This is a genomic window from Novosphingobium sp. PhB55 (assembly GCF_004368805.1).
In the GTDB taxonomy this organism is placed as follows: Bacteria; Pseudomonadota; Alphaproteobacteria; order Sphingomonadales; family Sphingomonadaceae; genus Novosphingobium.
Window position 1 is genome coordinate 298,946 of the sequence record NZ_SODQ01000002.1, and the last position, 17,791, is coordinate 316,736.

15 protein-coding genes are annotated in these 17,791 nt (G+C 65.8%); 6 read left to right on the top strand and 9 right to left on the bottom strand.

Translation table 11 applies throughout. The annotated features are described in order from the left end of the window. Nucleotides 1–9: 9 nt before the first annotated feature. The 6 genes from EDF57_RS05770 to EDF57_RS05795 form a co-directional block, all read right to left on the bottom strand. Nucleotides 10–300 carry a DUF3325 domain-containing protein gene (locus EDF57_RS05770; protein ID WP_134093438.1) on the bottom strand — a complete coding sequence of 97 codons (291 nt, stop codon included), beginning with the start codon at nucleotides 298–300 and terminating at the stop codon, nucleotides 10–12. Beyond that, nucleotides 297–1,838 carry a PepSY-associated TM helix domain-containing protein gene (locus EDF57_RS05775; RefSeq protein ID WP_243840898.1) on the bottom strand — a complete coding sequence of 514 codons (1,542 nt, stop codon included), beginning with the start codon at nucleotides 1,836–1,838 and terminating at the stop codon, nucleotides 297–299. The genes EDF57_RS05770 and EDF57_RS05775 overlap by 4 nt, the downstream gene beginning before the upstream one ends. Before the next feature lie 165 nt (nucleotides 1,839–2,003). Continuing rightward, nucleotides 2,004–4,520: a TonB-dependent receptor gene (locus EDF57_RS05780; protein WP_134093440.1), complete on the bottom strand. Its 2,517-nt coding sequence runs from the start codon at nucleotides 4,518–4,520 to the stop codon at nucleotides 2,004–2,006. A 174-nt stretch (nucleotides 4,521–4,694) separates the two neighbouring features. Then, on the bottom strand, nucleotides 4,695–5,750 hold the full coding sequence (locus EDF57_RS05785) for a FecR domain-containing protein (protein WP_166675184.1): 1,056 nt from the start codon (nucleotides 5,748–5,750) through the stop codon (nucleotides 4,695–4,697). A gap of 91 nt (nucleotides 5,751–5,841) precedes the next feature. After that, a complete protein-coding gene (locus EDF57_RS05790) occupies nucleotides 5,842–6,351 on the bottom strand; it encodes a sigma-70 family RNA polymerase sigma factor (RefSeq protein ID WP_134093442.1) in 510 nt (169 codons plus the stop codon). Next, a complete protein-coding gene (locus tag EDF57_RS05795) occupies nucleotides 6,348–7,055 on the bottom strand; it encodes a TonB family protein (RefSeq protein WP_134093443.1) in 708 nt (235 codons plus the stop codon). Before EDF57_RS05795 ends, EDF57_RS05790 begins: the two co-directional genes overlap by 4 nt. A 210-nt stretch (nucleotides 7,056–7,265) precedes the next feature. Between EDF57_RS05795 and EDF57_RS05800 the strand changes: the two genes are divergently transcribed. Then, a complete protein-coding gene (locus tag EDF57_RS05800) occupies nucleotides 7,266–7,916 on the top strand; it encodes a DsbA family protein (RefSeq protein WP_166675185.1) in 651 nt (216 codons plus the stop codon). A 67-nt stretch (nucleotides 7,917–7,983) separates the two neighbouring features. On the opposite strand, the gene EDF57_RS05805 is transcribed toward EDF57_RS05800, so the two are convergent. After that, nucleotides 7,984–8,511: a DUF6438 domain-containing protein gene (locus EDF57_RS05805; protein WP_134093445.1), complete on the bottom strand. Its 528-nt coding sequence runs from the start codon at nucleotides 8,509–8,511 to the stop codon at nucleotides 7,984–7,986. Between the two features lie 275 nt (nucleotides 8,512–8,786). Here EDF57_RS05805 and EDF57_RS05810 point away from each other — a divergent pair, with 275 nt between their 5' ends. Next, nucleotides 8,787–9,743, top strand: coding sequence for a response regulator (locus EDF57_RS05810; protein ID WP_134093446.1), 957 nt, complete (start codon nucleotides 8,787–8,789; stop codon nucleotides 9,741–9,743). Nucleotides 9,744–9,774: 31 nt separating this feature from the next. Here EDF57_RS05810 and EDF57_RS05815 read toward each other — a convergent pair whose 3' ends face one another. After that, on the bottom strand, nucleotides 9,775–11,886 hold the full coding sequence (locus tag EDF57_RS05815; protein ID WP_134093447.1) for a DNA/RNA non-specific endonuclease: 2,112 nt from the start codon (nucleotides 11,884–11,886) through the stop codon (nucleotides 9,775–9,777). 628 nt (nucleotides 11,887–12,514) lie between these two features. Between EDF57_RS05815 and EDF57_RS05820 the strand changes: the two genes are divergently transcribed. Together EDF57_RS05820 and EDF57_RS05825 are read left to right on the top strand one after the other, a co-directional pair. Then, complete coding sequence (locus EDF57_RS05820; RefSeq protein WP_132267896.1) at nucleotides 12,515–12,817, top strand: hypothetical protein; 303 nt, start codon at nucleotides 12,515–12,517, stop codon at nucleotides 12,815–12,817. A 92-nt stretch (nucleotides 12,818–12,909) separates the two neighbouring features. Further along, nucleotides 12,910–13,620 (top strand): L,D-transpeptidase, encoded by a 711-nt coding sequence (locus EDF57_RS05825; protein WP_208324797.1) that lies wholly within the window; start codon nucleotides 12,910–12,912, stop codon nucleotides 13,618–13,620. Nucleotides 13,621–13,776: 156 nt separating this feature from the next. On the opposite strand, the gene EDF57_RS05830 is transcribed toward EDF57_RS05825, so the two are convergent. After that, nucleotides 13,777–14,259, bottom strand: a complete 483-nt coding sequence (locus tag EDF57_RS05830; protein ID WP_132267893.1) for a MucR family transcriptional regulator — start codon at nucleotides 14,257–14,259, stop codon at nucleotides 13,777–13,779. Nucleotides 14,260–14,511: 252 nt separating this feature from the next. On the opposite strand from EDF57_RS05830, the gene EDF57_RS05835 reads away from it, so the two are divergent. Together EDF57_RS05835 and EDF57_RS05840 are read left to right on the top strand one after the other, a co-directional pair. Beyond that, complete coding sequence (locus EDF57_RS05835; RefSeq protein ID WP_134093448.1) at nucleotides 14,512–15,210, top strand: YceI family protein; 699 nt, start codon at nucleotides 14,512–14,514, stop codon at nucleotides 15,208–15,210. Nucleotides 15,211–15,417: 207 nt separating this feature from the next. Then, nucleotides 15,418–17,487, top strand: a complete 2,070-nt coding sequence (locus tag EDF57_RS05840; protein ID WP_243840899.1) for a bifunctional diguanylate cyclase/phosphodiesterase — start codon at nucleotides 15,418–15,420, stop codon at nucleotides 17,485–17,487. Nucleotides 17,488–17,791 lie beyond the last annotated feature (304 nt).

Consider the following 17,791-nt stretch of genomic DNA (forward strand, 5'->3'; position numbering starts at 1 on the left):
TCGGTTCCATTATCGGCGCCACCGGGCAAGGATGCGCTCGCGATTGGTCTGGGCGGTGAGGGTGATGGCGGCGCCGGCCGAGAGCCACCCGCACCAGGCGACAGTGCCGTAGCCCCAGCCCAGGCCTTGCCCTGCCAGGGCGAAGCCGGCCGCGAGCAGGGCCAGTCCGCCCAGTTTCAGCAGGCGGCTCGTGCCTGGCGGCAACTTGCGTCGCAGCCAGTCCTGTTGATGGCGCGGCATCGCCATGAGCAGGAGCGCGAAGCCTGCCAGCGAAAGGAGTGCCGTGGCGAGATGGATCATGCGGCGGCCTCCACAGGGGGGCGCTGCTTGCGCGCCGGTGCCGGACGGGGCTTGTGGCTGGCGACCTTCCGCGCCGTGAAGGCGAAGCCTGCGGCCAGGGCCAGCATGGTCAAGTCGAAGGCCGCGAAAGTCCAGTCTGCGCTAGGCAGGCTCTGGAGCAGCCCGCGCGCGGTCGTCATTTGGTTGAGCAGCGGCACGGCGGCGAAAAGCGCGGCGCAGGCGGCCAGCGTTTCGACCCATGCTCGCTTGGCCGGACGCGAAAACGCCCAAACCAGGGAGCCGCCCCAGGCGATGAACAACGCGTTGACTTCCCAGTCCGCGCGGTGGGCCATGGCTTGCGGCAGCAGCCGGTTGGCGATGAAATAGGCGGCGATACCGAGCGGGGCACCGGCGATGAAACCGATGTTCAGTCGCTCGACCAGTCGGAAACCGAAGTGGGGGCGGGCGGGGTCGGGCAACTTGGCGCGCCGCTTGACGCACCACAGGCAGAGGCCGGTCGCGGCCATGGCGGTGCCGCCGAGCCCGGAAAGGAAGTAGAGCCAGCGCAGGCCGTAGCCGGCGAACCAGGCGGTGTGAAGGTCCACCATCACGCGGTGGGTCGCCGTGGCGCCGCCGGGCGCGGCGCGCGTGGAGGGCAGGACCGTGCCGCTCGCGCCGTCGAGGTAGAGTGTGTCGAGGCGGTCGTCTTTCCAGTCTTCGCGGCGGGCGTAGAGGGAGGCCGTGGCGGCGGCGTCTCCGGGGTTGTCGATGCCGACGTAGCTGGGCACGCCGCCGCGCCACTCCCGGCCTGCCGCGGCGACCATCTGTGCGAGCGGGACCGTGGCTGCAGGCATGCCGCTGGCTTCGCGTTCGGGGCTGGAGGCAAAGACGCTGCGGTAGAATTCCTGCCGGTCCGGGAAGTTGGCGGAGATCGCCCAGGGCATCAGCGTGAACAGCAGGGTCGCAAGGCCGGTGTACGTGATCATCAGATGGAACGGCAGGACCAGCACGGCCGTGGCGTTGTGCGCGTCCAGCCAGCTGCGCTGCCCCTTGCCGAAGCGCATCATGAAGAAGTCGGTGAAGATCTTCTTGTGAGTCACCACGCCGGAAAGAATCGCGACCAGCATGGCGAGCGCCGCCACGCAGACGAGATAGCGCGCCCAACTGACCGGCATGTAATGGAGATCGAAATGGAAGCGGTAGAGGAAGAAACCGCCCCTCGTCTCGCGAAGCTGGATCTCCTGACCGGTTTCGGGGTCGAGAACCAGGGACGTCCGATCGTGCCGGTCGGCACCCGGCATCCGCCACGAAAGACTGAGGCCGCTGCCGCCGCGGGGCGAAGGCATGGAAACGGACCAGCTCTCCGCGCCCGCCCCCCGCGCGCGCAACGCCGCATCTGCCGAGGCCAGGGCGCGCGGCGTCACTTGCGTGCCGGACGAGAGTTCGGGGCGCATCCAGGCGTCGATCTCGTTCTGGAAGAACGCCGCCGTCCCGAACACGAAGATGACGTAGAGCACCCATCCGGGAACGAGCCCCACCCAGGTGTGCAGCCATGCCATCGATTGGCGCAAGCCCTGCTTCATGACGGTATCACTCTTGTTTCGTCCCCGATTGCAGCGCGTCGCGGCCTGCAGCCGGTCGCGGGGAATGGGAATTGGCGCGATGCACGCAGGCGCCGGAGCGCGCCTGCGTGCATCGCTTTCAGCGGATTTCCGGAAGGAGGGTCAGAACCCGAACTTCATCGAGAACGCCACGTTGCGCGGGATGCCGAGCTGGCTGGTGGTGATCCAGTAGTTCTTGTCGGTCAGGTTGGTGGCGCTGAGATCGAAGCGCACGGCGTGGCCGTCGATGCGCGTGGCGTAGTGCAGGCCAAGGTCGAAGACCGTGTTGCCCTGAATCTCCTGAAGATTGGCGGCGTCCTTGTACATCTTGCCCGAGTGATAGGCACCGGCGCTGACGGAAAGGCCGGGAACCACGGGGATGGCGTAGTCGAGGTAGATCTTGGCCAGCATGTCGCTCACCCCGGTCGGGCGCTTGCCGGCGAGAGCGGCATTGGTGGCCTTCTTCACCGCAAGGTCCATGATCGATCCGCCCACCAAGACGGACAGGTTGCCGGTGACATGGCCGGTCGCGGTCAGCTCGATGCCCTTGTGCACCTGCAAGCCGTCCTGGTTGATGGTGATCTTGCCGTCCGAAGACCGGTCCTCGTAGGAATTGGCCTTCTCGATCCGGTAGATCGCGGCGGTGATCAGCAGCGCATCGATCGGCGCATATTTGGCGCCAAGCTCGACCTGTTTGGAGATGAACGGCTTCAGAATCTGCCCGGGATTGTTGTAGAGCGTGGCATCGTCGGGAACGGTCGATCCCTGTTCCAGGCCCTGCATGTAGCTGGCGTAAGTCGTCACGCGCGGGACCGGCTTGAATACCAGCGACACGGTCGGCGTATAGGCGGTCTTGTCGTAGCCCGACGAAACAGCGCCCGTGGCCGTGTAGTTCTTCGAGACCAGCGTGGTGCGGTTCACGCCGACCAGCGCGCCGAACTGTTCGGTGAACTGGATGTCGTCGCCAAGGACCACATTGGTGTTCTTCGAGAAGGCTGACCGATAGAGAGCGCCCCAATCGTATGTATTGAGCGCATCGGGCATGGCCCAGGTCATGAGATCGTTGGGATCGGTGTAGGCCGGGGACTGCACCGCGCTGACGGAGCTGACGACATGCCGCTTCACGCGCAGCACGTCTCCCGAGACGCCCAGGGTCAGACGGTGCCGGATGCCGCCGGTATGGAATTCGCTGTCGAGATAGGCATAGGCGCCCTGCGCGATGTTGTAGGAGGGCGCGCTGCGCGAGGGCCAGCCGTTCACGAAGCCGGAATCCGCGAAGAAGGCGGGATAGATGTTGAGTGATTCCTGGGCGTCGCGCTTGTAGATGTAAGCGGTTCTCAGGCTGAAGGTATCGTCGATCTTCCACTTGGCGTTGACGCCGATCCGGTCGGTCTTGACCTGGAGAAAGGTCCAGGGCGGCGTGTAGGTCTGGTCGTTTTCGAGCGGGTCGATCCAGTAGTTCAGCGCGCCGTAGCTGCTGTTCGCATAGGCGTAGAAGCGGGAATCGATACCGTCGATGCGGTAGTAGGTATGCGCGCCCTCGACCTGGACGAGGAGGTTTGGAGTGACGTTCCAGTCCACTGCCCCGCTGATCAGCGTCCGCGCGATGTTCTGGTTCTTCTTGGCGGTTTCGCCGTCCTGATAGGCGACGTTCAGCCGATAGGCGAGCACGCCGTCCGCGTCGATCCGGTTGCCCATGTCGAGGTGCGCGAAGAACTGCTCGTTGCCGTAATTGCCCAGGGTCACGTCCATGGTGCGGCTGTAGGTGGGGCGCTTGAGGACATAGTTGGTGACGCCGCCCGGATTGCCCGCGCCGTACATGAAGCCGGACAGGCCGTTCATGATCTCGACCTGCTGCAATTCCTCCATCGAGATGCCGGTAAGGGTGGAGGAGAGGCGCAGCCCGTCGACCACGCCCTTCTGGGAATCGAAGCCGCGGATCGTGACGTAAGGCGTGCCGTAGACCGTGGAGGGCGCCGAGTTCTGGACCACCGGGTTCATCTTGAACATCTGGTCCATGCTGGAAGCGACGACGTTCTCGATCAGGTCGCTCGACGTGACGTTGATCGAATAGGGCGTGTCGACGATGGCCTTGCCGCCCCAGGGACCGGTGCTGGCGGCGACGTCGATCTGCTGGTTGTGGCCAGTGACGAGGATCGGCGAGTTGCGTCCGGCGCGTTCGTCCTCGTCATAGTCCGCGGCATTCCCTTCATCCGTGCCGGCCGCCAGGGCGGTGGCGGCGCGGCCTTCGACTTCCAGGGTGTCGAGCGTCATCGCGCCGGTCGTGGCGCGGCCGATGGTGACGGCATCGGCGCCCGTCGTGCGCGGGACCAGGCCGGTGCCCGAGAGCAACCGGGCCAGGGCGTCGCGCCAGGGCATCTGGCCGGCGAGGCCGGAACTGGTGCGGCCCTGCGTCAGCGCGGCATCGTAGTTGAGCTGCAAGCCGCTCTGTTCGGCAAAACGGTTCAGGGCATCGCTCAGCGTTCCGGCGGGAATTGCATAGGCATGCGTCTCTCCGGAAGCCTGCGCCGCTGCGGGTGCTGCGAACAGCGTGGCGCCGCTCGTCATTGCCGTACCCGCAAGCAAAGCCGCGGCCATCAGGCGCGCGCCATCGCGGCGATTCCCCATCTTATCGATCATTGAACGTGTTCCCTCACTGCTCGTTTTGAGGCGCGCATTATGCTGTTGCGACGCATTCTCAGAACCAAGACGGAGTTGGGAGGAAAATGACGACCAGGGCGGCGAAATTTTTTCTGCCCGGTCGCGCTGAGTCAGGAGCGCCCTAGTCCAGCCCAGCCGGACCCGATCCGTGCCTCAGCGGTGAAGCACGATCAGGCGGCTGGACAGGCGGAACGAGGCGAGGCCCAGGCTTCGCTCGATGCTGTCGATCGCGGCGAGCGGGTGGTCGAGGTCGTAGACGCCGCTTACCCGCATCGTGGCGGCGGGGCCGGTTACGCCGATGTAGCCGTGCCGATAGCGTGCGATTTCCGACACGACTTCGCCCAGCGGCCGGTCGACCACCACCAGTCGCCCGCGTGTCCAGGCGGTGGCGCCGCTGCCGGCCGGTTCGACCGGGCCGAGCCGGTCGGCCGCGAAATCGGCGCGCTGCCCTTCGCCGACGACGTGCGAGCGGCCTTGCCCGGCCACCCGGACCCGGTGCTCCGTCACGACGATCTCGGCGTGCTTGCCGCTATCGCGTATGGCGAAGACCGTGCCGAGCGCGGTGGCGCTGCCGCCCGCCGCCGCCACGGTGAAGGGCCGGTCGCGGTCCGGTGCGACCCGGAACTCGGCCGCGCCAGCCAGGAGCCGCACGCCGCGCCGGGCGGGGGAAAAGTCCAGAGCAATGGCCGAGCCGCTGTCGAGTTCGACGGTCGAACCATCTTCCAGCGCGACGGTTTTCCGCTCGCCGATAGCAGTGGCATAGTCCGCCTGCAGCCACGTCGCCCAGTCCTGCACCGTGCCCAGCACGACCAGCGCGAGCGAAGCGGCCAGGGCAGCGCCTGTGCGGATGGCATGTTTGCGCGGGCGAGGCGCTGTAATCCGGCCGCGTGCTGCCCAGCGCTTATGGGGGCGCTGGCGCGGAGAGGGCAGGGCGGATTGCGGTGGCGCCCGTTCCAGGCTCTCCGCTGCCGGCCGCGGCGCCTCCCGCTCGGTCGACATCGCCGGTTCGCCGTCCAGGATGCCCCAAAGCACTTCCATCCGCTCGAAAGCCCGCCGATGCGCGGGCTCGGCGCGCCAGGCGTCGAAAGCGCGGATCTCTTCGGGCGAGAGGTCGCCCCCGTCGCGGCGCACGATCCAATCGGCCGCCGTCTCGGCAAGGGAGCGCGGAATCGCGGGGTTCTCGGCAGGAGTTGCCGGGGTCTCGTTCACGGCAGGGTCCCTTTCGCGAGCGGCTTCGATTCCCATGACGCAGCCGGCGGGCAAAACACGACATCGCACCCCGTTCTTTTCGGGTTTCGCATCATCCTGCCTCGTCGATTTCGCCAAGACGCGCGGCCAGCACGAGCAGGGCGTGGCGCAGCTGTTTCTCCACCGCGCCGCGGGTAATGCCGAAGCGGGCGGCGATCTCCGCCTGATCGAGACCATCGAACTTGCGCAAGGCAAAGATCTCGCGGCAACGGGGCGGCAGGTCCTCCACGAGTTCCAGCACCAGCCGCAGCCGGTCCTGCGCCAGGGCGTGGCGTTCGGGCGAGGGGGTATCGTCCGCCACGACCGCGCCGGCCTCCTCGCCGGCCAGCCAGGGCATCCATTTCCGCCGGTCGCGCGCGCGGTCGTTCACCAGATTGCGGGCCACGCGGTAGAGGAAGGCGCGCGGATTCTCGACCGTGCCGGCGCGCAGCGAGGGAATGGCCCGCGCCCAGGTTTCCTGCACGATGTCAGCGGCGGCGGGCGGCGAATCGACCAGCGAGCCGACATAGGCCGCCAGCGACTTGTGATAGTGGTCGAAGATGCCCGCGTCCGTGCCGTTCATGGCGCCGATGCCGTGGCCGTGCGGGGCGGCGTCCGGTCCTCGATCAGGAAGGACACCGGCATGGTGATGGCCAGTTCGTCCGGCAGGGCATCGGGGATCGCGGGGAAGGGGGCGGCACGGCTGACGATCTCGGCGGCCGCACGGTCGAGTTCGACGCGGCCGGTGCCGGAGATGAGAGTGGCATCGAGCAGGCGCCCGCTGCGTTCTATGCGGAAGAGAACGGCGCCATCGCCCTGCCATCCGGCGCGAAGCGCGGCATCGGGATAGCGGCGGCTCTCCTCCAGCCGGGCCATGATCGCCCGGCGATAGGCCTGCGTGACTTGCGCCAGATCCGTGTCGCGTCCGCCCTGTTCGCCCGCCGGAGCGGCCTCGCCCGGATCCTGCGACAGGGCAGCGGCGGGCGCCGTGCGCGGGTGATCGGCCTTCACCGGCAGCAGGGCCGCCTTCTCCGGCCGTTCCGCCGCGCCGGAGCGGAGCCTGTCATGCGGCAGGTCCTGCGCGCGCAGCGTGAAGGTGGGCAGCGTGGCCGGGACCGTGCGGTCCTGACGGCCTGCGTTCTGCCAGGAGAGCGCCACCGCCGCCACGGCCACGGCGACCAGATGCAACGCCCCGGTCACGCCCAATGCCACGACCCGCACCGAGCGGGTATTTCCCCGAGGCGCGGAAGCAGCGTGGAACGCGGTGTCGGGACGCGGCGCGGTCATGCTTCGGCCCTGTATAATATTGCGAATGGTTTGCAACAAACTATTTGGCAGGGTTTGCCAGACACCGCCAGGCCAACACCGCCGGTCCGGTCGGCGCGGGGCGTGCGCGGCACATTCGGGGTGGCATTCCCGCCGCGCACCTGCTTCTAGGGCGGTTTACGATCTAAGGGTCTGGCGCGCGGCGTGCCGCCAACGAAGGAACTGGCAATGATGAAATGGCGGGCTCGGGGTCTGACCCGGATCGCAGCGGCATGGATGGCCTGCGCGGCGCTGGCGCTCGGCCTTGGCGCGGTCTCGGTTCAACCTGCCTTCGCCGCGCCGGACGGGCGCGCGGCCCTGCTCAAATCGCTGCAGGACGATCCGGCGATGCCGAGCGTGGCCCCGGCCGGTTACGACGTCACCATCGTCGTCTTCTCCGACTACCAGTGCCCTTATTGCCGCAAGCTCCACGTTTCGCTGAAGCAGTTCCTGCAGCAGGACAAGAAGGTCCGCGTGGTCTATCGCGACTGGCCGATCTTCGGGGCGCCCTCCATCGAGGCGGCCCGCGCGGCACTGGCGTCGCGCTATCAGGGCAAGCACGCCGCCTTCAACGATGCGCTGATGGAAACCAGCGGGCGGCTCGATTCCCAGGCCATCCAGCTTGCCGCCCAGCGAGCCGGGGTCGACCGCAAGCGCCTCAATGCCGACCTGGCCGCGCACAAGGCCGATATCGACGCCGCGCTGGCCCGCACCGCCCGGCTGGCCGAGGGCATGGACTTGACCGGAACGCCGGCCATGGTCATCGGCTCCTACCTGCTACCCGGCGCGGCAACGGCCGAAATGCTGGTCAAGGCCGTGGAGATCGCGCGCAAGCCCGCCTGAGCCCCAGCCTGACCTGAGCCGGCCGCGTCGTAGCAGCCGGCTCAGGCTCAGGCAGGGCATCCGGCGATCAGCCCCGCGATTCGCCCGGCCGAGTGATCTGCTTCGCCCAGTCCTCGATCCCCAGCCGCGCGGGTACCTCTTGCAGCAGGCCGTCCAGCGCCTGACCCGGCCCGCCCCGGCAACCGCGCTGGTGGCGGGCCACGGTCTTGCCGCCACGCGGATCGGTCCAGGTGATGGTATACGTGGACGTGTCGCTGATCGCCGCCTCGCATTCGACGGTGGCCGTCGTTCCCGTCTGCGGACGATAGGGCGCGAGATCGGCGGCCAGGGCGCGGTAGCTCGCCTCGCCTGCGGCGCGCTGGCGCTCGCCCAGCACCACGGTGTGGCGCATGCCGTTGAACGTGACCGCGCCGGTGGGGGCGATGGCCGCTTCGTAGACCGGGCAGAAGCCGAAGCAGGGGCCGACCGAGATGGCGATGGTTTCCGCCTCGCCTGTCGCTGCGGGGGCTGCGCCGTCCTGCGGCAAAGTCGCGCAGGCGCCCAGCAACACGGCGCTTGCGAGCCCGAGATGATGCCATGCCTTGAAAATCGTCACCGGGTCAGACTCCTTGTTTCATCGCCCGCGAATGCAGCGATCCCGATTGCAAGACGGAGCCGCGCGCATCCGGCCTTGGCGAAGCGTACACTTTTGCGAATAGCCGCCGTTTTACGCGCGACCTTGCGACAAGACTGTAGCGACGAAGATGATCGCAAGATGAATTCTTGCGATTCTTTCGTTGCAGATAACCTAGATTGTCGCCGCGCCTTTCGTTTCTCCTATGTGCCGCCGCGGGGCAACGGGCCCGAAAGTCGCCAGAGAAAAACGGTTACATGACGTTGGATGCGATGTTGGGGAGGGACGATGCCGTCCTGGTCCTCGATCTTGATGAAGACTCCAAATCCCAGTGCCTCGCCGAAGTCCGGCGCCTTGGTTTCAACAGCATTTCCGCCAGCGACGCGCGCGAGGCTCATGCCTTGCTGGAGCGCGGCGAGGCGGGCGTCGCCGTGGTCGACAGCGGCTTTCCCGGCACGGGAGAGCTGTCTTTCGTCGACGCGCTTGCCCGCGAGAATCCCTATGGGCGGGGGCAGGGCAGGGGCGCGCCGAAAGTGATTCTCACCGCGGCGCGGCCGAGCAAGGAACTCGTGCTGACGGCCTTGCGCGCCTCCGTGGTGGACCTGCTGGAAAAGCCGCTCGTGCCCGACAGCCTCGCCCGTGCCCTGCGCCGGGCCATGAAAGGCGCGCCGGCGGCCGGGGCGTCACTGTCCGATCGCCTGCTCGACCTGTCGCGCGATCTCAATCGCGTGGCCGGGCTGATCGAACCGCGCAAGGCGGAGCCGCGTGCTGCACCGGGCACCGCGGCATCCTGCCCGGCGCCGATGTCCGGCCTTGCTCTTGAGGAACCGGCTCGGCCGGAATCCCCGCCCATGGCGCTGCCCGAATATCTCCGCGGCCTGCTGCGCGACGCGGCGATCCGGCGCGCGATCGGCGGCGGAGAGCTGTTCGGCGATCCCGCCTGGGAGATGCTGCTGGACCTGTTGCTGGCCCGGTTCGAGGATCGCAAGGTCTCCGTTACCAGCGCCTGCATTGCATCGGGTGCGCCGATGACGACCGCGCTTCGCCTGGTGCGGCGGCTGGTGGAGCAGGGTGTTCTCGTTCGTTATCCCGATGCGCTGGACCGGCGGCGGGAGTTTCTGACGCTGCACCCTTCGGTGGCCGAGGCGCTGGTGGACTATGTGCGCGGTGAGTGCCCCCCTGGCGCCCTTACGCTTCAATCGCCCTCGCGCTGAAAGTTCGGCGGCAAGGCAAGGCAATGGCCGATCAGGCGTCCGCGTGCTGGTCGATCTCCGCCAGGGCCGCCAGGTCCACCCAGCCGCGCAGTTCGCGGGCGATGGCGCTGACCGGCTTCCAGGCCGCCAGCCAGTTGTCGGTGACGTGGAATTCCTGCTCGGTCACGGCGTGGACGTCCTGCTCCAGGATGAAGCCATAGGCCTTGAAGCCGGCGTCGTCCCGGACCACGACGATCTTCCAGAACCGGTCCGGGATCTGGATACGCGCCTGGCCGGCCGCGTCCTTGCCGTGAAACCACCGGTCGGCCGCGCCGAAGATCGGGCCGGCGAAGATGCAGGCCGCTTCGGTGTCCTGCCGGGTGACGGCGGCGATCGCGGTTTCCAGATCTCCCCAATTGTCCTGCCCGGCAGCGCCCTGGTTGAAGGCCTTGGTCTGCGGCGAGCAATTGGTGACATGGAACGTGTCGCCATTGGCCATCTGGATTTCATCGAAGTGCTCGCCCCAGCATACGTCATCGCGGCGGACGATATGGCCCTTGTCGAAGGCGCCGCGGTCTTCGGTGTAGAACACGTCCGGCAACTGGTAGCGGGAATCGAGCCGGGGGTCCTCGGCCCAGAGTTCCGCGAAATTCCGGTTCGGCGGCCAGCCGGCCAGGGAAGCGCGGGTCGTCGCCCGGCCGTCGACGATTTTCGCGCGCTTGCGCCAGTCGACATTGGCGGCGGTGTAGAGCGCCAGGCGCCGCTCCTTGTGCATCCAGATGGAGAAATGCCGGTAGCGCAGTTCGGGGTCGTCGCCCTCCAGCAGAGGCGCGAGCACCGCCTTGCCCGCCTCGGAGACGAAGGGCGCGGGCACCGGAACCGCGCCGCCCAGGAAGAGCGGATCGAAACCGGGCCTTTCGCTGAGCCCGTCATGGATCAGCGGCGTGCGCATCTCGTAGGCTTCCGCCTCGATGCCCCCGGATGTTGCGGGCGCGCCGGGTGAGATGGAGGCGCTGCCGGCCTCGATCGAGATTCGCAACTTGAGCGGAATGACGATGCCTGTTCCGTCCATCGGCGTCCCGTCCAGCGGCGGGTTGGCTGGCGTTGGGATGATCGCCTCGACAGCATCCCGTGCGCGCCATTCGCTCTCCAGGCGCGGCGCCGCGCCGGGCGCAATGGCGGTCTGCTCGTCGAGAGCCCGGATCGTGCTCGACATCACGTCGCCGCCGCGCATGGCGGCTTCCACGTCGGCCAGGCGTGCCGGCCAGTTCGCGCGCACGCCTTCCAGGAGGCTGCGGCTGATCCGGCTGATTCGGAAGCCGACATTGGCTTCCCAGATCACGTCGCTCTCGCTCAATCCCTCCAGCGTCTCGGTGGTGCCGCCGGTCGCCAGGACATAGCCGCCGCCTTCGCGGCGGATTCGGCCATTGGCATGGAGCGCGACCAGTTGCAGGCTGTCGTTGAACACGGGTGAGCCGGACGATCCGTGGGCCGTGTCGGCCTTGTACCAGAGATAGGGCTCATCCTCGGCAGCGCGGACCACCTCGTTTTCGCGCAGGGCGATCTGCATCGGCACACCGTCGGGATGCTGAAGGAGAGTGACGAAATCGCCCTCCTTGGCCTTGCCGCTCTCGGGGATCATGCGAAGATAGCCGCGCCGGCTGATTTCCGCCCCCGCCAGCGACCGGGGCACCACGGCCACTGCCGCATAGTCGAGATCGGGGTCGCTTACATAGAGCAGGCCCGGGTTCAGGTCGTATTCGTCCGGTTCGCTGGGGCGATTGCCGGAAACGTCGAACCAGTAGTCGAAGCCGATGCGCGAATTCGCAACCGATGCGGCATCCGGGAAGACGTGGTGGTTGGTGAGAATCACGCCGGGCGCGATCAGGAAGCCGGTCGCCCATCCCTGCCGCCCGCCGCCCTGGACCCGGATGCGGCCGACGCAGCGGCGCGCCATCATGCAGCGGTCGAGGAAGTTGACGTCGAGCAGGTCGTTCTGCCCAAGCAGCGCCTCCTGTTCGAGCGGCGTCGCGGTCTGGCCGTCGGCGGTGAGAAACCTGAACCGCTTGGCGACCAGACTGGCCGAGGGCGCCCCGGCAGGCACCGGATCGGCGGCCGGCGCTTCCGGCGCGAACTTGGCAAGATCGATGGCACTCAGTTTCATGACGGGCCTTTCGCTGTCATCCTATCGGTGCAGGGCTTCGCGAATATTACAGGCCTGTCCCCGCCTTGCATTTCCCGTTGCAGCAGAGATCGGGACCCGGCCCACTGCCGAAGTCATGGCTTCTGGTTCGCAGGCGATACTTGGGATGCCGCCTGTCATTCTGCCGCACATCGAGAAGCATCACAATTCGCCGTCGGGTTCGCGCGCGATAGCCTCGCTGCTTATTGCAACTTCGCGCCGCCTGTCCTGCATACGACCCTAGTAAAAACCCCAAGGCGGGGCCGGAGCGCAACCTTAACGTGTCCACTTTCGTTCATATCGTGTCCATCCTCGCCCGTTCATACCGCGCCTAACAACGAGGCCCGGAATTGCGGCCCGAGGGAGGAAGTCATGTTTGGAGCCGAGCGCCGCAGCGCTTCGGAGCCCAAGCATGCGTTTACAAAAAATCTGCTTAATACAAGTATTTCCGATGGCTCGGGAACAATTCGTGATGTGCGTTCTTGGGCGTTCAAGTACCTATTGGCATCAATTCAACTGACGCCATGCACATTCGAACAGAATCATATTGTCGAACCGCCTCGCCTGCGCTTGGGAAAATGGGTTGAAACTAACCAATTGGAGAAAATCCATGTCGCCGTCTATGACGAAACTTGCCCCCGCTGTCGTAATGCTGGTAGGCGCTCTGGGTCTGGGTGGCTGCGCCACCAAGGGTTTCGTGCGCGAACAGGTCGCGGTTGTTAACCAACGGGTCGACGGTCTCGAAACCAAGCTGCAGGCCACCGACACTACGGCACAGCAGGCCCTCTCCGAAGCGCAGGCCGCTTCCGGTCAGGCTCAGCAGAATGGCCAGCGTCTGGACCAGCTGAACGCCCGTGTCGACGGTGTCGAGCAGCAGCTCCAGCAGGCCCAGCGCAAGCGCGCCCGCAACTGAGGTCGCCTTTCGGCCCCGAATGATATAGAATCCTGACGTTCCCGCGTCGGCGCTCTTCTGGCGCCGACCGTTTCCCTGAGTGCTATACGAAAATGATCAATGTTCTCCCGGCGCTTGCTGGATTGGCGCTTCTTGCTGCCGTGCCCGCGGGTGCGGCGCAAAGCGCACCGGCAGAGGCGCCGTCGCAGGCGGACGACTCCGACAAACCGGAGGCGCCCGCAGAGGCGAAGGCTGGAAGATCGGATGAGGCCACGCGCGTCGCCGACTGGATCGCCTCGTCGGGTGACAATCGGTCGTTGCCCTATGTCATCGTCGACAAGAAGGCCGCCAGGGCCTATTTGTTCAGCGCAAAGGGCAAGGCACTCAGCGATGCGCCGGTCCTGATCGGCGTAGCCCTTGGTGACGAGGCCACACCCGGCATCGGCACCAAGTCCCTTTCCGAAATCGGCCCGGCAGAGCGCACCACGCCTGCCGGCCGCTTCCTGGCGAAGTTCGGATTGGCGGCAGGAAACCACAAGGTTCTCTGGGTCGACTATGCGACTTCCGTGGCGCTCCACACGATCCCCGTAGGAAACCCGAAGGAAAAGCGACGCGAACGGATGTTGTCCAAGACTATCGAGGACAATCGCATCACGTTCGGATGCATCAATGTTCCCAAGGTATTCTACAACAAGGGGGTCCAGCCCCTGTTCCAGAAGAAGGGTGGGTACGTATACGTACTACCGGACATCAAGCCGCTGGAAGAGGTCTTCCCTCGCCTGCGGGTCCAGCCCTTCCTGGAGGCTGCCGCGGCCTCGTCCTGAGGCTGCAGGTCCGGGGATTGCCCGGCTAAAACGAAAAAGCCGCTTCGAGCCTTTCGAAGCGGCTTTTTTGTCGTCCGGGACGGGAAGGTTCGGCGCGAAACGGGAAAGGGGACACCCCCGTTTCTGGCCGACCGCCAGCCTTTCGTTACTGGCCGGTCATTCGCCTTCGGCGGCGACGACGGCTTTTTTGCGCGGAGCCTTCTTCGGCTTGGCAGGCGCCTTTTCGGCAACCTTTTCCGCCTCTTCCACCTGCGGCTTGCGGCCCAGGCCGATCTTGTGTGCCAGTTCCTTGCGGCGCTGGGCATATTCGGGCGCCACCAGCGGATAATCGGCCGGCAGATTCCAGCGGGCACGATAATCGTCCGGCGAGAGCCCGTGGTCGGTCATGAGATGGCGCTTGAGCATCTTCAGCTTTTCGCCGCACTCCAGGCACGTCACCGTATCCGGCTTGACTGAAGAGCGAACCGAAACGGCCGGCTTGCGCTGTTCCTCGACCGGCTCGGGCGCCTGACCGAGCTTCGCGAGCGAGCCATATACGGCCTGGATCAGCGACGGCAGGCGGTCTGCCTCCACCGAATTGTTGCTGACATGCGCCGTGATGATATCGGCGGCGAGTTCAAGAAGAGCTTCATTGACCATAGTATCGTGCATACCCGTTTCGTTTGACGCTTCCCCCGACCTGTCTTGAGCACTACAAATGCCTTCGCGCAAGTCTTTCGATATTTGATACGCATCGAATTTTTCCGAATGATACGTTTTGAGACAGCTATTCGCGTCCGGCGTTCTTGTCACACGCCATGAATTGCCACCAAAACAGCCATAAATGGTTTTGACACGCCGTGGCGTGCGCGGCAGCATCGCACCGAACAACAGACTCACCGGAGAACCTGCATGCGACGCACTCTGGCCCTTACCGCCGCCTTCGGCCTTGCTGCAGTTGCTACCGCCCTGGCCACGGCGCCGATTTTGGCTCAGGGCGGCGGCTCCAGGACCCAGTCGGCGCAAGCGCCCGCGATGGAAGCTCCCGGCAAGCGCGACGCCAGCCTCGTTCGCGCCGGTACCTACCAGGCCGATCCCGATCACACTCTGGTCGAATGGCAGGTTGGTCACCTCGGTTTCTCGCCCTATTTCGGACTGTTCGGCGACATTACCGGCACATTGCAGATCGATCCCAAGGCGCCCGAAAAGGCCAGCGTCTCGGTGACGATACCTGTCGCGAAAGTGACGACGGCCAGTGCCGGCCTTACGGCGCATCTCCTGGCCAAGCCTAAGGAAGCCGGTGGAAAGGCAGACTTTTTCGGGCCCACGCCTGCTGACGCAACGTTCGTGTCCACTGCCGTGAAGCGCAAGGGCGCGGATGAAGCGGACGTGATGGGCAACCTCACGCTGAACGGCATAACTCGCCCGGTCACACTGGCAGCGCGCTTCTATGGCGCAGGTTCGATGCCGCCGCAGATGGGCGGCGGCGATAATGTCGGGTTCGAGGCCACGACCAAAATCAAGCGCAGCGATTTCGGCCTGGGATTCGGCGTGCCGATGGTATCGGACGAAGTGCAACTGAAGATCGCGGCTGCCTTCACGCACAAATAGCCCGAACTTTACGGCAAGATGCCGAACTGATCGCCGAATGTCCCGCCAGAGGCAAATATCCGGGTGGGCGACAGGGCAATTATTACAGAATAATGACGCTTACGGAAATTAAATCTCTGACAAGATTAGTTTTTGTTAGCCATTAGGGCGTAGCCGCACCAGACGAACGGCAGCGGATCGGGGCAGATCCGCGCAAAATTCGGGTGCATGATGTCTAATACGAATTCGGGATTCGCGCGTTTCTTCGCATCGCTGGAAACGAGGCTGGTTGGCGCACTTTGCCTGATCGCGGCGCTGAGCGTGCTCTTGCAGGTCGTCACGCAGCGGGAAGCCTTTGCGCTTCGCAAGGAAAGCGACGGTCTTATCGCGGTATCCGCACTCGCCGAAAACGCGGACCAGTTCGCCGAGGCGGTCGGCAAGCTGCGCATGGCGACCAATCGCGGGCTGGTAGCCAGCAATGCCACCAGCACCAGCGACGAGCTTACCGATTCCGCCATCGCCATCGGCGACCAGCTCGCCAAGCTGCGCAGCAGCGGTGCAGCGCTGTCCGACCTCCCGGAGGCATCGAACCCCTTCGCCGACCTTGATCGGCACGTCTCCGCGATCCTTGAGGTCCAGGCTGGCGGAGCCGGCGGAAAGCATCTGATCGCCCGGATCGAAAGCCGCAACAATGCCATGGGCCGCTTGGCCGATGCGCTCGTGCTGCGCATTCATGCCAATCGGGAGGCGGCGCAGAAGCGGTTGATCGCCTCGATCGAACGCTGGCAGATGCTCGTATTCGGCACCGGGCTGGTAACCATTCTTGTGGTTTTGCTCGTGCTCTTCGGCATCCTGCGCAACATTTTGCCCGCGATCCGCCGCATGCACGGCTATCTTCAAGGCCTCGCGGATGGCGACCTCGATCTGGAGATCGGCGCGTTCAAGCTGAAGGAACTCAAGGCTCTGTCCGGCCCGCTGGAAACCTTCCGCAAGAATGCCAAGGCCGTGAAGAACCTGGCGTTCAGCGACGCGGCGACCGGCCTGCCTAACCGCCGCGCGTTTCAGGAAGACGTCGGCCGGCTGCTCGCAGCCGGAGAAGACCGCCGCTTCGCCTGCATGCTGATCGATATCGATCGCTTCAAGCATATCAACGACGATTACGGTCACGCTGCCGGAGACGAGCTGGTGCGCCTGATCGGGCTGCGCATGAAGGCGATCCTCGGCCCGGACGGCATCATCGCGCGGGTGGGCGGGGACGAATTCGCCCTCTGCCTGCCGCTGCAACCCGAGCGTGACGGGCTGGACCTCGCCAACCGACTGGTCGATGCCGCGCGGGAGCCGTTCAGTCTGGGCGAATACGCGGTGGCCATCACCGTTTCGCTCGGCGTGGTCGATATTGCGAGCGCGCCGGAAGTCGAGATCGACGAAACGCTGCGCAATGCCGATATGGCGCTTTACGCCTCCAAGAAAAACGGCCGCAACTGCGCGACCGCGTTTTCGCCCTCGATGGCCGAAGAGCGGGCGATCGATCGGGCCCTGGAGAAGGACCTGGAGTCCGCGTTCGAGAAACAGCAGCTTCGCATGGTGTACCAGCCGATCCACTCGGTTCATGGCAATACCCGCGAAGTCGAGGCGCTGGTCCGCTGGCGCCATCCGGAACTGGGCGACGTGCCCCCGTCCACGTTCATCCCCGCCGCGGAGCGCAGCGGCTTGATGGTGCGGCTGGGCGAATGGATCATCCAGCGCGCGCTGAACGACTTTGCGCGGTGGCCCGACATGGACATGAGCATCAACCTATCGCCCCTGCAATTGCAGCACGACGGGTTCAGCGCCTTCCTGGTCGACTGCTGCGCGCGTTATGGCGTCGACCCGCGCCGCCTGTTCCTGGAAGTGACGGAATCGCTGTCGATAGAGCGCAATACCCGTGCCTTGCTGACGCTCAACATGCTGCGCAACCTGGGCTTCCGCATCGCGCTCGACGATTTCGGCACGGGCTATTCGTCGCTCTCGATGGTCAAGAGCTTCAAGTTCGACCGCATGAAGCTGGACCGCAGCCTGGTGATGGACCTGGGGCAGGACCCGGCCTCGGTCGCGGTTCTGGAGGCTGCCGTCACCATGGCGCGCCATGTCGGGGCCGAAGTCGTCGCGGAAGGGATCAGCGATGCCCATCTGATCGGCGCGACCAAGAGCGCGGGCTGCACACATCTGCAGGGCTACTTCTACAGCCGCCCGATCGAGGCGGACGATGTGTCCGGCTACTTCGAAAGCAGCGGCGAGCGCACGGCCGAATTGGCCTGAGGCAAAGCGAGACGTTCCCGGCGGCGCCGCTCGCGCGGCGGCGCTCGCTGTCGCTGACCGGGAGCGCCTGCGAAGACGCGTAGACGCGCGAGACGGAAGCTCCGCGCGCCTGATAGAAGGCGCGGCGGCGGCTTCTTGCCTGCGAATGCAGAGACCGAAGTTCCGGACCGGTCCGGCTCGCCTGGGCGGCAAGACCGGGGGAGCCAACATGCACGGCCTGCCCCTGGCGCCGAGCGCTGCAGCGTCACGCCCGTAAGCCGCACCGGCTGCGTGGCTTCCTCTCCGCTGGTGGCGTGGACGTCCG

Bases quoted from the DNA above. Each gene is read 5' to 3' on its own strand.
- EDF57_RS05770 (WP_134093438.1), bottom strand. From the start codon at position 300: ATGATCCATCTCGCCACGGCACTCCTTTCGCTGGCAGGCTTCGCGCTC.
- EDF57_RS05775 (WP_243840898.1), bottom strand. From the start codon at position 1,838: ATGGCATGGCTGCACACCTGGGTGGGGCTCGTTCCCGGATGGGTGCTC.
- EDF57_RS05780 (WP_134093440.1), bottom strand. From the start codon at position 4,520: ATGATCGATAAGATGGGGAATCGCCGCGATGGCGCGCGCCTGATGGCC.
- EDF57_RS05790 (WP_134093442.1), bottom strand. From the start codon at position 6,351: ATGAACGGCACGGACGCGGGCATCTTCGACCACTATCACAAGTCGCTG.
- EDF57_RS05795 (WP_134093443.1), bottom strand. From the start codon at position 7,055: ATGACCGCGCCGCGTCCCGACACCGCGTTCCACGCTGCTTCCGCGCCT.
- EDF57_RS05800 (WP_166675185.1), top strand. From the start codon at position 7,266: ATGAAATGGCGGGCTCGGGGTCTGACCCGGATCGCAGCGGCATGGATG.
- EDF57_RS05810 (WP_134093446.1), top strand. From the start codon at position 8,787: ATGACGTTGGATGCGATGTTGGGGAGGGACGATGCCGTCCTGGTCCTC.
- EDF57_RS05815 (WP_134093447.1), bottom strand. From the start codon at position 11,886: ATGAAACTGAGTGCCATCGATCTTGCCAAGTTCGCGCCGGAAGCGCCG.
- EDF57_RS05820 (WP_132267896.1), top strand. From the start codon at position 12,515: ATGTCGCCGTCTATGACGAAACTTGCCCCCGCTGTCGTAATGCTGGTA.
- EDF57_RS05825 (WP_208324797.1), top strand. From the start codon at position 12,910: ATGATCAATGTTCTCCCGGCGCTTGCTGGATTGGCGCTTCTTGCTGCC.
- EDF57_RS05830 (WP_132267893.1), bottom strand. From the start codon at position 14,259: ATGGTCAATGAAGCTCTTCTTGAACTCGCCGCCGATATCATCACGGCG.
- EDF57_RS05835 (WP_134093448.1), top strand. From the start codon at position 14,512: ATGCGACGCACTCTGGCCCTTACCGCCGCCTTCGGCCTTGCTGCAGTT.
- EDF57_RS05840 (WP_243840899.1), top strand. From the start codon at position 15,418: ATGATGTCTAATACGAATTCGGGATTCGCGCGTTTCTTCGCATCGCTG.